The organism is Magnetovibrio blakemorei (assembly GCF_001746755.1).
GTDB lineage: Bacteria > Pseudomonadota > Alphaproteobacteria > Rhodospirillales > Magnetovibrionaceae > Magnetovibrio > Magnetovibrio blakemorei.
Genome location: NZ_MCGG01000035.1, coordinates 1 through 14,184, shown reverse-complemented (window position 1 = coordinate 14,184; position 14,184 = coordinate 1). Strand labels below are relative to the sequence as shown.

Below are 14,184 nucleotides of genomic sequence, written 5' to 3'. Positions count from 1 at the left end.
TCGCAAGAAGCCCAAGGGCAAAGCGATGCCCGAAGCCACGCGTAAAGCCAACGCCAAGAAATCATCGATCCGTGCCCATGTGGAGCACGTCTTCGCCCACCAGAAAAACCGTTTCGGTCTGTTCATCCGCACCATCGGCATCAAGCGGGCAGAGGCCAAACTGACCCTCGCCAACCTCGCTTACAACATGGACCGCCTGATCTTCCATGAACGCCGCGCCGCCATGGGATGAGTCCGCCCAAAGCGCGGAAACTCACAGCAAAACAGCCCGATCAACGTGATCGGAGAACCAAAACCTCGAGCAATATCTGCCAAAATCGGATATCCGAGCCCAAAGCGCTAAAATTCTTGGGTTAATGCGGGTGTCCAGCTTGTGGAAATACAAGATCGCCAAGTTGCGATTCACGCTACATAATTCGGCTGCCGAACGGGCCGATGCACCGGCCACGAAATGCCGAATCAGGTCTTGTTGAATACTTGCAGGAAGCCTGCTTTTCCGCCTTTTTCTAACCATCTGACATTCATAAAGAAAATTCCTTATCTATGTCAGCCCCTTATTATTCATTATTGCCTCAGGCACTGGAACATGGTTTTTTCCATTAGGTGTCAAAAACTCTCCAATGCGAAGGCCCCATTCTTCTTTGCTTAGAGAAATTGCGTCAAAAAAGGGTATGTATGTTTTTATGCTATCTGTTGTAATTAAACGGGGAATTGCCTGATCTCTAATTTCTGTTGGTTTATGATAAGGATAAGGCCATAACATCACTAAATAAAAAATGAAGTGGAACACAGCGGCCTCTCTACACTGTTCTTCATCGATACGTGGAATAACGTCAATATCAGCAAGTCTTTTGACGTTTTGTAAAAACGCTTCGATACTATCACTGTCAACAGTGAAGCCGCGTCTGCCGTAATAGACTGTCGATCCTACGACAGCGACTTTACCTAATATTGCCATTTCAACACCTGTTGTAGACGCAAATACAATTCCGAAGTGACATGCCTCTATTAAATTATATGTATTTGTGCTTTGACTTCCAGGTATGACCGTTAGCCGTTCATGGCCTATATATTCAGCTAATATATGCTCACTACGTTCTTTTGCTCGAAGACCATCGGCTTCACCTGGATGGGCTCTTACGACCACATGAATATCTGTATTCTCCAATAAATATTGGACCGTGCTTATGAGCCAATCTTTCATGCTGGGGAATAAACCGAGGAGAAAAGAATAACCTGCATCATATGGAACGTTCGTGCAAAGTAAGACAAATTTACGCCCATCCCCTACGCCAGCCTCATCTAGCCCTTCCTTGAGTGCTTGATCAGGTGATTTTTGGAGAGACCAGCCCCAATTGTCCGTAGCACCACGTTTTCTTTCATTAAGAAGATCCTTCGCGCGTTTGACGGCAAATGAGCGAAATATTTCCGCATTGTATCCAAGCTTTTCACGCTGTTTCCAAACATCGTTAATATCTTCAAATGCGAGGAAGTGGTCACCATGATTTATGACCCTCTTGCATCTAAAATCAAATTTCTCAAACGTATTTACAGGAATATTCAATTCTCTCGCAGCTTGACAGAAATGGGCTGTTTCAAATGTTGTTCCATTCCCCACCAAAACGAGATCAAATTCTTTCGTGTTTTGCGACAAATATGTTCGTGCCAAGGCATGAGCGTAACGTGCCTGAGTTTGGTAGTAATTCCATATTTTTTCTATTTCGGGGTCGTTTCTGTCTACCGTTTCACACCGAATGCACATGATCGTATCGCTCAACACCTGATCATAAAGCATCTTTTCATCAATGAAATATTCATTCACCGAGATATCGGATAAGTCGACACACTTAATTTTACCATCACTCAACTTTTCAATATTTTTGAAAACGGCTTTGAGATACGGTTTGGCGCTTGGGTGATCAATGATCGGCTCTTTAATGGGACTTTGCAGTTTGGGCAGATAGCCGAATGTAATTTTGTGCCCCCGCCACGCAAGAAAAATTGCAAGCATCAAATCATGCGTGATCTGTGTCCTATAGGCACTGAATATAAATATTCGTTTGGAGTTTGGTCGCGGACCAATAGGGCGTGCGCTCAACGCTTTTAGCCAAAAAGGTAAATGCGCACCAAGTGACCACTTATCATTTGGAGTCAAATGTTGAATGATTGGTGCAAACAGGCGGATCAATTGGAAAAAAAATGGGCCAGGATGTCTATGTGCAAAATAACGGTCTGGAAGCCATTCAATAGATTGACGAATTAGCCGGATGATGCGTTGTTGAAAATTCATAAATGAGAACCTAGGCCTTGGTCAAGAAAATGTTTTAATTTTACGGATACTGCATAGCTTGAGGAGGATTCATGCTGCCATGTTCCAATGTTCGTTCGCTCGCAATTTATTGCATCAATGTTATTGGTATAAAAATTCACGATGTCTTTGTGCAACTGTGGGCCAGAAGAGTCACACAAGATCTTGAGTCCCCCGCATTCCCTTGGCATTGGGGACATAGTAATAGAAATTAGAGCAAGGGCGCGTTCTCGTTGTTCATTGGTTACGGCAGGCAAATTGTGCGCCGCTTTAAGGAGTTCGGCATAATTGTCTCGAGAAGTTGCCTGATGCACAAATCCCCATTCTTCATAAGAATTATGATCAGCAGCAATTACGGGAACTCCGTGCGCAGCAGCTTCCATCCCTACTGTACCATGTACTGTCACAACAACGTCAGCAGCTGTCAAAACCATGAGGGAGTCAGTTGTGTGCGGAGTAACATGAACATGAGGCGGTAAATCACCGCACATTTCTTTAAGAGTAACCCCACCATACCATGTCTCTGTCGGGTGGGGTTTTAACAGCCAGTCCATATCGTCACTCTTACTTATGATATCAATGGTGAATTTTATCCAGTCCTGGAAATCTGTGAAATTCTTCATTGCATATGTGTGTGGAAAATCGAACCACACATGCGAATATATTACCCCAAGCTTTCGCCCGGGCTTTATATTTAGAGCTTTTAGGGATTCTTTTTTTGAAGACGCTCGAGTCTCGGGGTGAAAGGCATATTGTGCATTGATATCGGAGCTCAAACCTGATTCACGCTGTGTTAGGTATTGACGACCATTCTCAACTAATTTTTTGTGAACGGGAATTGGTAAATTCAAAAACTCATCAAACGACAGTATTTCTATTGGCGTTGAATATTCATCCGTATTTTTAAAAAGGCGAATTCTGATTCCATCGCAGTATCCGGTTAAATGATAACTCGGTTTGTTTTCAGTAAGCGCTCTCCAGAACAATGTGGCATATTCACTTTTCCAAGGATGGCTTAAAACAACTTGTGTAATATTTTCACTATTAAAAAGCGCATCATATATAGCGCAGTAGGACAAAAATTCGGCAAGACATTGTGCCCAAAGAGGAGAGTTAAGGGGAGGGTGCGGATGTTTTGCAATTTTTAGAACAGTGTCATAGAAAGTATAAGCTGGCACCCCGTAAGGGAGAGTTAAATTCAGTAGGTCCCAATGAGAATTAACGGATTCCAGCATCTCTTGCGCTTTGCCTGCGAAAGTGCTCGGGCAATATAATGGGTTTTCATCAATCATCACGAATTGCGAAAATCCAAGTGTCTTAAGTACTTCAATTGTCCGATCACCGGAAGTGCGCACGATACCGATTAGCTTCATGGAAGCTATATTGGGTTGCGCTTCCAAAAAGAGGCGTAATCTGAAAAAATGGTTTGGGTTATCCCACAGTCCGTCTGCAACAATAGCCAATTGTGAGTCGCTTGAAGAAACCGGTCCGAGAATATGGTAGAGATCTAAAACGCGTTTGCGTTGTTGATTTTCGTTTAGGTTCCGAATTGTTCGAAGGGCCACCCGTTTCCAGGCTTGTCCGCTAAAAAGCTTAAGGATTGGGCTGGTCATTCTTCGCAGACACTAGGAGAAATCAAATCAAAGCTCAAGCGCGTGCCACGGTTAATGGGTTTAGTGGCGCGACGCCCAAGAACTTCCGGCAGAAGTTTTGGCGCAAGGCCATAACCGGGCCGAATGGACTTGACGTTAGTGTTGTTGAAAAGGTCTCCTTCGCACATGTCCTCAACAACATATAGAGACCTGCGGAAAGGCGCGTTTACCTGTTCGCTAGGTTTGCGATGATATCCAGCAACCCCTAAAGCTTTCCAGGATTTCAAACAATCTTGTGTCAATGTGGTTAGTTCGTCTTGCTCGAGAGAGAAAGCGGCATCAGGGCCTCCATCTGCACGTGAAAGTGTGAAATGTTTTTCTATAACGCAAGCTCCCAACGCAACGGCTGCAACTGACACTGCCGTACCTAAGGTGTGATCGGAAAGTCCAACGTGTGTTTCGAAACGACTTCTCATGTCAGGGATTGTGCGAAGGTTACTATCTTCGCAAGGCGATGGATAACCACTAATACAATGAAGAAGGATAAGATCTTTGCATCCTGCTTCTTTTGCCGCAAATACAGCGGCCTCAATTTCCTTTTCGTCGGCCATGCCTGTGGAGATAATAAGGGGCTTTCCCATAGACGCGGTCTTTTTAATGAGCGGTAAATCGACAATCTCGAATGAGGCAATTTTGTAGGCTGGGGCACCGAGTGTTTCTAGAAAATCGACAGATATTGTATCAAACGGACTGCTGAAAATGGTGATTCCAATTTCTTTGCCCTTTGCAAAAAGTTCTTCGTGCCACTCCCATGGTGTATGCGCTTCTTCATACAATTCATACAGGGTGCGACCATTCCATGCCCCTTCATGGATCATAAAGTCATTCGAATCATGATTAATCGTAATTGTATCTGCAGTATAAGTCTGAAGTTTGATTGCATCTGCACCAGACTTTTTTGCTGCCACAATCAAGGCTAAAGCACGATTGATGTCACCATTGTGATTGCCAGACATTTCGGCAATCACGTAAGGCGGATGCTCATCTCCGATAGGGCGTCCATCAATAAAAATTGTGTGGTTATTTTTTATCATCACTAGTGGTTAACGCCTAACATAAGATCTGCTTATAGAAACTCATTTTGCAGATAAGTTGTGTGATATTCATATCATCCTTGGCAATTGTGCCACGCACAAAAAAAAGAATGTTAAGATGCTGCTAGTACAATATTCGCATTAAGATGTTCACTTCACACCGAATTCTGCATCGTTGTAACAAGAATGTATAGGTATCTCTAAAAATATCCAGTTTTGCTATATATATATCTAATATAGTTGTTTTATTTCAACAGGCCCAAACTTCTAAACTTCTACTTTAAAAGGTGCCCTTATGTGCTGAACTTTAGATTCAGGTGGCTTGGTTACATGGGCTCGCTCAAATAATGTGTTTCATCTATAGGGACATATCCGGCATTGAGAAATAGCGTGCGTGAGGCCTTATTTTCAATGTGGACTTCTGCTATAATTTGGCTAGATGGGTGTAATGCACGGCCCAAAGAAAGAGCCGCCGAAGCAATGCCGAGGCCTTGATACTTATCATCAATTAGAATTGAAATTTCGTATTTGTTGGCTTCGTTAAGTTTGTCAAACCGCAGTATGCCAACGGATATTCCTGCGTGCATAATCAATAGTATCATGCGCCGAGGGTTTGATAACGATGCCTCAACCCATGAGACATGTTCATCATAGGTGGGGGAGAGGGGCTGACGAGAGTGTTTTCGTAAGTTCGGATTTGATTGCCAACGGTACATTAAATCGGTGTCTGCAAGCATCGCCAGCTTTAGCGAAACGGCTTTCCCATCCGCAGCTATGACTTGGGGTAAAATTGATAACAGAACATGATGATGTCCCAAGCCATCACAGACGGATGCGGCACATTGTGACATATGTTGAAAGTCCGAGACGCTAACAGTTAGATTTTGGATCGCATTTGAAATGTCGATCGCAGAAACCATGTCATGAAAACCAACGATAATAGCTGCACCAGCTTGTTCAAGCTGATGCGCGACCATTTTTTGATTGTCTGCGGTGATTATCAACAATGACGGTAAACCAAGGCAACAGCGTTCCCAAGAGGAAGTTCCAGCAGCACCGATTGCAAGGTCTGCCTTTGCCATTAGTGTGGCCATATCATCCACATTTTTCAAAATGCGAATATTTCCTGCTTTATTATCCGCTTGGAGTGGAGGCCCTCCGGGGCCAATTACGACATCAATGCTGATATTGGGATTCCAGAGAGCAATGCCCTGCAGCACTTTATTCGTTACATTTTGCGGATCGCTTGCCCCCATACTTACCAATATACGGTTTATAGACGTACGTTCTGAACGGGAGCTCAGGGCGTGCTTGCGCATATTGAAAAATTGCGATCGTAAAAGGGCGTAGTGCGAACCCAATAAAAGGGTACAATGATCAGGAACCAGAGACATGTAGTCGGATTTATTGCGGCCTAATGTTTGATCTAAAAGAAAATCACAATCATGGAGACGGTTCGCTAGGTCATCTAATACAAGAATTCTATCAGCCCAGATTCTCATCCCTGTTTCGAAAGAGATATCTTTTTGATAGTGATCAACGACCAGTATAGAACACCCCTGAGGCCAGTGGTGGGTGATCGCGTCTTGTTCGTTTGAGCCGAAGTCGTCAAGGATAAGGATTTCATGAGCGGATTCCGCGAGGTTGGACATCATTTCCACAGTCTGTGCGGAGCAAGCAATTGCACAGTTCCATCCTGCTCGAGTAAATGCAGCAGCTAAAGAGAGGCAACGAATAACGTGGCCGCCACCCAATTGGGGGCTTGCATCGACTCTGAAAACGGCAAAAGAAATGATTTTAGCCCTTTTTAAAAAGCCACCAAGTGAGATTGTCGAGACCTGTGGCTTTTTTCCAAAAGAAACCATAATCCATTAGTATGAGATCTGTATGGCGGTTCAGCCAGAAGTCACCATAATCACGTTTAAACAACAGCCCATCTTGACCACGATAGCTAATAGCTTCTTCTTTATCAGAGTAGTACTCACAACACATAATGTATTTTGATGAGACACGGTGGATCTCATCGCAGGCCTGCCCTAGGTTTTCAGGTGCAATATGGATCATTACGCCGCTCGTAAAAGCGAGATCGAAGGTATTGTCAGCAAAAGGAAGTGCGTCGGCTGTCGCGTCATGCACATCTTCGTTTGTTAAAACCCCATCATTGATCAATTGTTGACGTGCAGTAGGGTTTGGCTCAACAGCGGTCAACTTCGCAGCGCTGATGGTACGAAGCGCACGCATATTGAGACCTAGGTTTGCACCTACTTCAAGAATATTTGAGGGCTCGTCACCAATTAATGGTTTTAAGATGCGTGTCCACATCCTAATTCTAGGGTGTAAAGAAGCATTATCAGCTACGTTCCGCTTGGTGTATTCATCACCAAACGAACCACGCCAAGCATCTAGTTGCTTATTGGCATTCATATTTCGGCTCTCCTTAGCAAGGCGCTCACACAATCAGGCGTTCCTGCTCGCCTTTTCAGCATTAATCTGAGCAATTTCGGGATGTTTTTCCAGTACGGATAGAATTGCTTGATATCCTAACTTTGCTCTATCAGTTGAGGATTTCGCAAACAGTGCGCGAAAAAACTGGAGATCTTCCAGATAATCTAGGGTCCACCTTAAGCCTGCGAGGCTGACTTCAGGTCCGGCAAGAACTTTCCTACGCATATCGGGGCAGCTGCGCATCCAAGGCGTAACGTGTTCACGATCGTAGGGTTCATGAGCTTCTTTGAAGGCGCGACTGAGCGCCTGGAAGGAAAAAACCTCACAATCAAGTCCGTGGGGCCATACAGGGGGCATGTTGTTGCACGCATAATCAACATTGTTGTCATGAATGATATCGATCACACGTGCGTTAATCTCTGGGTCAGTAACAGGGCAGTCTGAAGTCACGCGCATAATGACGTCAGCATGAACATCTTTTGCGGCTTTCATAAAGCGCCCTAGGACATCGAGTTCAGAGCCACGAACCACTATGGCGCCTGCACGTATAGCTTCATGGGCCACGCCATCTGAATCCTGTGTTTCGGGAATTGCACAACAGACTTGATTAATGCCACGGGTCGCGCGGCACCTTTCAATGACATGAGAAAGAACGGTTTGGCCTTCAATATTCTCTAGCACTTTACCTGGTAATCGCGATGATCCGTATCTCGCCTGAATGATTGCAACGGTTTTCATTTGAATGACCTTCGGGTAGGGATTCCCAACGACTGAAGGTAATCCTTAGCTTCCAATGGCGTTTGTTCGGTGAAGTGAAAAATGCTTGCCGCTGCAAGAGCCGAGGCGCCTGCATCCAAGGCGTCTTTCATATGTTTGTAATTTCCAGCACCACCCGATGCAATAACAGGAATGCTGACCGAAGAGGCAATGTTTTTGATTAAGTCAATGTCGTAGCCATCCATTGTGCCGTCCCGATCAATTGAGCAGATCAAGATTTCGCCAGCGCCCGTGTTCTCAGCTTGTCTTGCAAGTTCTATCGGTGTGTGTCCAGTTGGGCGGGAGCCTGATTCTACATAGGCTTCATAATTACCGGGACTGGTTTTGCGGGCATCAATAGACACCACAACAGATTGGCTACCAAAAGTGTTTGCAATGTCACTGATAAGTCCAGGGACATCAACAGTAGCACTATTCACAACCACCCTATCGGCCCCAACCTTTAACAATTGGTGGACGTCTTCAATGCTTCTTATCCCACCCCCTACTGCCAAGGGCATAAAACACTCATCCGCTAGATCATCAATAAGGCTGAAGTCTGGTAAACGCTTGTCCTTCGTGGCCGAAATATCGAGAAACACCAACTCATCAACTTCACGATAATTGTATACTTTTACGGCTTGCATAGCGGTGCCTACACGACGTGAAGAATCGAAAGATACCCCCTTAACAAGGGTTGTGTCTTTGTAAAGGAGTGTTGGCATAATCCGAGTTTTGAGCATCTGCAGTTAAATTTTCAAGAAGTTGTTAAGCAGACGAAAGCCAGCCTTCTGGCTTTTTTCAGGGTGAAATTGAACCCCCATGATATTGTCTTTGGCAATGGCAGAAACAAAGTCACCACAATACGGGGTGTGGCTAATCGGCAAAGTTACATCGCCGCAATCCACATGATAACTATGAACAAAATAAAAATCAGTGCCGGCAGGTATGCCTTCGAAAAGAGGAACATTATCTGAGGGAAAAATTTCATTCCAGCCAACATGGGGTATACGTTCTGTCGGAGAGCTCGTCTGGAGTTTTTTAACCTTGGCGTCTACCCATGCTAAACCTGAAACACCGGCATCCTCTTCACTGCTTTGGGTAACCAATTGCATGCCGAGGCAGATGCCCATGAAGGGTACGCCATCAGTGACAACCATTTCTTGAAGTTGATCGGCCAGGCCTGTTTCGCGAAGGTTTTGCATCGCTTTCCCAAAAGAACCTACGCCAGGCAATACGATCCTTGTGGCGTTCTGCAACTCGGCTGGAGTTGAGGTGACGAATGGATTGGCGCCGCATTCTTGGAGCACACGAAAAATGGAGTCCAGGTTAGACAGGCCGTTGTTGACAATGGCGACACGGGTCATTCGTTATCGTAATTTATCTTTATAAGGTTGCCGCCAGCATCCTTAATAAGTGAGCCGTCGTTGGTGGTGCGGAACAGCTTCTTGTTGGTGAAGCGGTCGCAAATTTTGTCGAATTCATCCAAGCTCATATTGATATCTCGAAGAATCTCTTCAAGAGGCTTACCTAGACATGTCCATGGGTACGCACCATCATGCAAGCGAGTCAGGGATAACGCATCAGAACGGGTCAAACGCCCTCGCCGAATATGATTGTTGGCGATATCCGTCGCACGCCCAAATCCAAATTTTAGAAATTTGAAATAGTCGTGAATACCTGTTTGGTGGTTATCTAAATTTTCGTAATTTGCAATTGAACCCTCGACGCACGTTGGGAATGTTTTGAACCCATGACATTGGGCGTATAATGCATTTGTGAAGCCATCCCACGGGAAAAAGTAGCCTAGGAAAACGCCAGTTACCCCAACACTTTGTAGTTCATCATCAGATGGGTATCTGTAAGAAAGGAGGTGGTGTTGCTCAATTCCATTCTGGCCGACTAGGTCGGAAACCCTAAAACCAATTAGACCACCAAATTCTTCCAGCCAGCGTCTGTTGAGCGTATCGCTTTGTCCAGACGCAGCAGGGCCGCCATATTCATTTTGAGGGTTTTCCCCCCAAACAATCAGTGGGACTTTGTGTTGAACTGCGGCTCGCACAGGGAGCGTAAAAATAGCGACGTGTTCAGGCCATGAAATATCACCAAGTTCACGTAGACAAGTCGCATTAATCTTACGTCTAATTTTTGGATTTTGTGTTATTTCTTGGTAGTCAACACCCAACGATTTGATGTTTTCAATATTTTCTCGGCCAATGTCGGAGAGAGAATCTGTTGTTGCTGTGACACATAGAGGATTTAGGCCAAGTTCAAGCAAGCGGATGACTTGAAACGTGCTATCTTTTCCACCGCTAACGGGGACGATGCAGTCGTAGTTACTGCCGTTTTTGGATTTGTATTTATCTGTAATATTCAAAAAATCTTTGCGACGCTGTTCCCAGTCAACTTGTCCTCTATTTTCAAATGACTGGCAAGCGCTACAGATCCCTTGGTCATTAAAATGAAGGTCTGGTTTAGTATTTGGATAAAGACATTTATTGCAGTAAGTTATCATCGTGAATCCGTAAACATTAATTTAATATTATAGACGTTAGTGAATTAACGACATGAGCTACATCGTCATTTAACATTGTGGGGTATAAAGGTAAGGACAAGCATGTGTCATAATATTGGTTTGCACCTGTAAAGTCGAGGTTACCATAGCGCTTTTCATAATATGGCTGTCTGTGTACGGGTAGATAGTGAACCTGGCTCCCAATGCCATGTTCTGCCAACAGTCTCATTACTTCAGAACGCTCGATTCCAAGAGTTTGAAAATCTATATGCACGACATAAAGGTGCCAACTTGACTCGCCGTTTTGATTCCGTGCTAAAGGCCTAACATTAGGGAATAAGGGTTTTAGAAGGGTGTCGTAACATTCAACGAGTTCTCTGCGACGGGCGACAAATATCTTTAGTTTTTTTAACTTGGCTAGAACCTAAGGCACACTGAATATCAGTGGCTCGGTAGTTAAATCCAAGCTGGTGCATCTCGTAATACCAAGGGTTCGGCTGCCCAGTTTTATCAAAGGCGAATTCACGATTCTCAAACGAGTCTACATCACGGTCCATTCCATGATTGCGTGCAAGGCGGAGGCGTGAATTTAGATCTTCTCTATTTGTGGTTACAACCCCACCTTCTCCCATAGTGACAGTTTTCACTGGGTGTAATGAGAACACAGTCATGTCGCTTAAGGAACAATCTCCCACGCGGAGGACTTTGCCATTTGCGCCTTTGTACGTTCCTCCAATGGCATGGCAAGCATCTTCAACAACAGCTAGGTTATTAGATTCTACAATGCTTTTAATGGAAGCTAAGTCGACGCACTGTCCATTTAGATGGACAGGAAATACGGCCTTGATTGGCATGCCTTTATTTGTATCAAGACATGACTGAAGAGTGTTTGCTGTTAGCAGACCCGTATGCGGATCTACATCTGCGAACACCACTTCTGCGCCAGTGTATCGCACTGCATTAGCTGTTGCCAGAAATGTAGTTGTGGGTACGATAACGGCGTCATTAGAACCTAAATTTAAAGCGAGAGCAGCAAGATGCAATCCGGCCGTTCCGCTTGAGCAGGCAACAGCGTGCGACGCACGAGTAACCTCTTTAAAATCAGATTCAAATTTAGAAACTGCTGGGCCACACGTAAGCCATTCGCTTTTCAGCACATCTACGACACATTGAATGTCGTCGTCGTCAATGCACTGTTTTCCGTATGGGAGAAATGGAGAGGCGAGATTCATCACGAACGTGACTTTGCCAACAAGCTCTTGATTTCTTCTATAGATAAAATATGTGAATTATTGTTGCTGGCATAGTTAAAATCATCATCTACCATTGATGAACCTTCAAATTTATGAATGTCAGGTTTCCAGAAAGATAAGGCTGGTGTGATGATGTAGCGGTCTTTAATTGATATTGTATTTCTAGCGTCGTCAGCAGTGATCATCACTTCGTGAAGCTTCTCGCCTGGACGAATGCCAATGATTTTAGTTGGGATGTTAGGTGCGATGGCCTTTGCGATACTCAGCATGTCCGTGCTTGGGATTTTGGGGACAAATATTTCACCACCATGCATTAGTGCCAAAGACGACAGCACAAAATTAATGCCCTGCTCGATGGTAACCCAAAACCGAGTCATGCGTGGATCGGTAATGGGTAAGAATTTTGCCCCTTGATCACGAAGTTTCTCAAAAAATGGAACAACGCTACCACGGGAACCCATTACATTTCCGTAGCGCACAACTGAAAAGCTTGGGGCCTTAGCCGCACTGAGAAAATTTGCAGCAATGAATATTTTATCTGATGCAAGTTTACTCGCACCGTACAAATTCAGAGGGCTTGCGGCCTTGTCCGTGGACAATGCAATCACTTTTTGTACACCACAATTAAGCGCGGCTTTGACTAAGTTCTCAGCACCAATAACATTGGTCTTGATGCATTCAAACGGATTGTACTCTGCCGCCGGCACGTGCTTCATTGCGGCGGCATGAATCACAATATGAACATCGCGCATGGCCATTTCCAAACGGTCTTGGTCGCGAACATCACCTATAAAAAATCGAAGGTTTTCATGCTCCTGTTCAGAATATTCTTGCGCCATTTCAAATTGCTTGAGTTCATCACGTGAGAAGATGATTAGGCGATTGGGGCGGAAGTTATCCAAAACGGCGCGGACAAAATATTTACCGAACGAGCCTGTGCCTCCTGTAATCAGTATGTTTTTTCCGTTAAGGTCAGGCCACGGGGTGTTGAACTTGGAAATATGATCGCTCATGCTGGAAACTCTTGTTTTAATTTGGCAGTGAAATTAAACAATCTTTAGTTTGTGAGGCAAATGCTTGCAATGTACGGGAGTGACCTAGCGCCAAGATATAGGCAAGCTACCGCAGGCTGGGTGGGAATAGTGATGCTGTCCCTATCAAGCCTATACGAATTTATTGTTCACATTCTGAACGCTTGGGTCAAGGCTTTTGTGTGCTTCAATAAAGGATATCTGAATTCTGGTTGTTTTACGGTTGTGTGATCCACATCTGCAAGTGAGACAGGCATAGAAGACGACGTTGGCTTCGGCTTATATTTGGCGATAAAACTGAGGTGATTCTTCATCGGGCAGTTTAACTTGTAATCCCCCCTTTTTAGGGGCCGTTAGAAGTAGAACGGGTTAGGCGACCATGGTTTTTTCCATGGTCATCTTTTGTATTGGTGTTATGCCACCGATGGCCATATTGGATCGTTCGTTGTTGTATGTCCACTGCCACTTGGTCGCGGCATCTTGAACCTCCTCAATCGTTGCAAAGATGTACTGGTTCAGCCAGTCATATCGGACAGTGCCATTAAACTGTTCAGCATATGCATTTTGTTGTGGCTTGCCAAGCTGGATAAACTGCAGGCTAATGCCTCGTCTTTTAGTCCAGGCGGCCAACAAAGAACTGACATATTCGGGGGCATTGTCGCACCGAAGTGTACGGGGGGGTCCCCGCCATTCGATGATTTGCTCAAGGGCACGAATGACACGGACCGCAGGCAGCGAGAAGTCGACCTCGATGCCCAGCCCTTCGCGATTGTAATCGTCAATCACATTGAAGGCGCGAAAGCTCCGGCTATCACCAAGTTGATCATGCATAAAATCCATCGACCAAATTTCATTAATGGCATCAGGCACCGCCAAAGGTTCCGGTTTATCCCGATACAGGCGTTTCTTCGGCTGAATCTTCAGGTTCAATTCAACTCCTGTAGACCCGTTTATGGTTCCAGCCAATGCCCTTCACGTCGCGCAGATATAGAAAGCACAGCATAAACCCAGTTGCCATGGCTTCCTTGATTACATCGTTTTGAAGTTGGACCTCGGCATACATCTTCTTCAGACGGCCATGCTCAGCCTCCAACTCTTTTATCGCGATATCAATGAGGCATCCATGCCACCGTATTTGGCGCGCCATTTATAAAAACTGGCGCTGCTCATGCCGTGCTCACGGTAAGGCT

At 44.9% G+C, this 14,184-nt stretch carries 13 protein-coding genes and 1 pseudogene; 1 reads left to right on the top strand and 13 read right to left on the bottom strand.

What is annotated here, in order from left to right; translation table 11 throughout:
* Nucleotides 1–232 (top strand): transposase family protein (locus BEN30_RS10905; protein WP_139134988.1); only part of this gene is annotated, 232 nt, incomplete at its 5' end.
* Between the two features lie 309 nt (nt 233–541).
* Here the strand turns inward: BEN30_RS10905 and BEN30_RS10900 are convergent.
* From BEN30_RS10900 to BEN30_RS10845, 13 genes and pseudogenes are all read right to left on the bottom strand, one after another.
* A complete protein-coding gene (locus BEN30_RS10900; RefSeq protein WP_139134987.1) occupies nt 542–2,290 on the bottom strand; it encodes a hypothetical protein in 1,749 nt (582 codons plus the stop codon).
* Nucleotides 2,287–3,921, bottom strand: coding sequence for a capsular polysaccharide export protein, LipB/KpsS family (locus BEN30_RS10895; protein WP_069958381.1), 1,635 nt, complete (start codon nt 3,919–3,921; stop codon nt 2,287–2,289). The genes BEN30_RS10900 and BEN30_RS10895 overlap by 4 nt, the downstream gene beginning before the upstream one ends.
* Nucleotides 3,918–4,994 (bottom strand): pseudaminic acid synthase, encoded by a 1,077-nt coding sequence (gene pseI, locus BEN30_RS10890; RefSeq protein ID WP_069958380.1) that lies wholly within the window; start codon nt 4,992–4,994, stop codon nt 3,918–3,920. Before pseI ends, BEN30_RS10895 begins: the two co-directional genes overlap by 4 nt.
* A 326-nt stretch (nt 4,995–5,320) precedes the next feature.
* On the bottom strand, nt 5,321–6,859 hold the full coding sequence (pseG, locus tag BEN30_RS10885) for a UDP-2,4-diacetamido-2,4,6-trideoxy-beta-L-altropyranose hydrolase (protein WP_084005408.1): 1,539 nt from the start codon (nt 6,857–6,859) through the stop codon (nt 5,321–5,323).
* The gene (locus BEN30_RS10880) at nt 6,792–7,418 is read right to left on the bottom strand and encodes a pseudaminic acid biosynthesis-associated methylase (protein ID WP_069958378.1); all 627 of its coding nucleotides are present in this window, start codon (nt 7,416–7,418) and stop codon (nt 6,792–6,794) included. The genes pseG and BEN30_RS10880 overlap by 68 nt, the downstream gene beginning before the upstream one ends.
* Before the next feature lie 33 nt (nt 7,419–7,451).
* The gene (locus BEN30_RS10875; RefSeq protein ID WP_069958377.1) at nt 7,452–8,177 is read right to left on the bottom strand and encodes a cytidylyltransferase domain-containing protein; all 726 of its coding nucleotides are present in this window, start codon (nt 8,175–8,177) and stop codon (nt 7,452–7,454) included.
* Nucleotides 8,174–8,920 carry an imidazole glycerol phosphate synthase subunit HisF gene (hisF, locus tag BEN30_RS10870; RefSeq protein ID WP_211563367.1) on the bottom strand — a complete coding sequence of 249 codons (747 nt, stop codon included), beginning with the start codon at nt 8,918–8,920 and terminating at the stop codon, nt 8,174–8,176. Before hisF ends, BEN30_RS10875 begins: the two co-directional genes overlap by 4 nt.
* A 24-nt stretch (nt 8,921–8,944) precedes the next feature.
* A complete protein-coding gene (hisH, locus tag BEN30_RS10865) occupies nt 8,945–9,562 on the bottom strand; it encodes an imidazole glycerol phosphate synthase subunit HisH (RefSeq protein ID WP_069958375.1) in 618 nt (205 codons plus the stop codon).
* A complete protein-coding gene (locus BEN30_RS10860) occupies nt 9,559–10,710 on the bottom strand; it encodes an N-acetyl sugar amidotransferase (RefSeq protein ID WP_069958374.1) in 1,152 nt (383 codons plus the stop codon). Before BEN30_RS10860 ends, hisH begins: the two co-directional genes overlap by 4 nt.
* A gap of 16 nt (nt 10,711–10,726) precedes the next feature.
* Complete coding sequence (locus BEN30_RS19215) at nt 10,727–11,107, bottom strand: DegT/DnrJ/EryC1/StrS family aminotransferase (RefSeq protein ID WP_407655970.1); 381 nt, start codon at nt 11,105–11,107, stop codon at nt 10,727–10,729.
* Nucleotides 11,076–11,942 carry an aminotransferase class I/II-fold pyridoxal phosphate-dependent enzyme gene (locus tag BEN30_RS10855; protein WP_281201834.1) on the bottom strand — a complete coding sequence of 289 codons (867 nt, stop codon included), beginning with the start codon at nt 11,940–11,942 and terminating at the stop codon, nt 11,076–11,078. Before BEN30_RS10855 ends, BEN30_RS19215 begins: the two co-directional genes overlap by 32 nt.
* Nucleotides 11,942–12,976, bottom strand: a complete 1,035-nt coding sequence (gene pseB / locus BEN30_RS10850) for a UDP-N-acetylglucosamine 4,6-dehydratase (inverting) (protein ID WP_069958373.1) — start codon at nt 12,974–12,976, stop codon at nt 11,942–11,944. The genes BEN30_RS10855 and pseB overlap by 1 nt, the downstream gene beginning before the upstream one ends.
* A gap of 387 nt (nt 12,977–13,363) precedes the next feature.
* Nucleotides 13,364–14,184, bottom strand: a pseudogene (locus BEN30_RS10845) (IS3 family transposase); the annotation flags it as partial.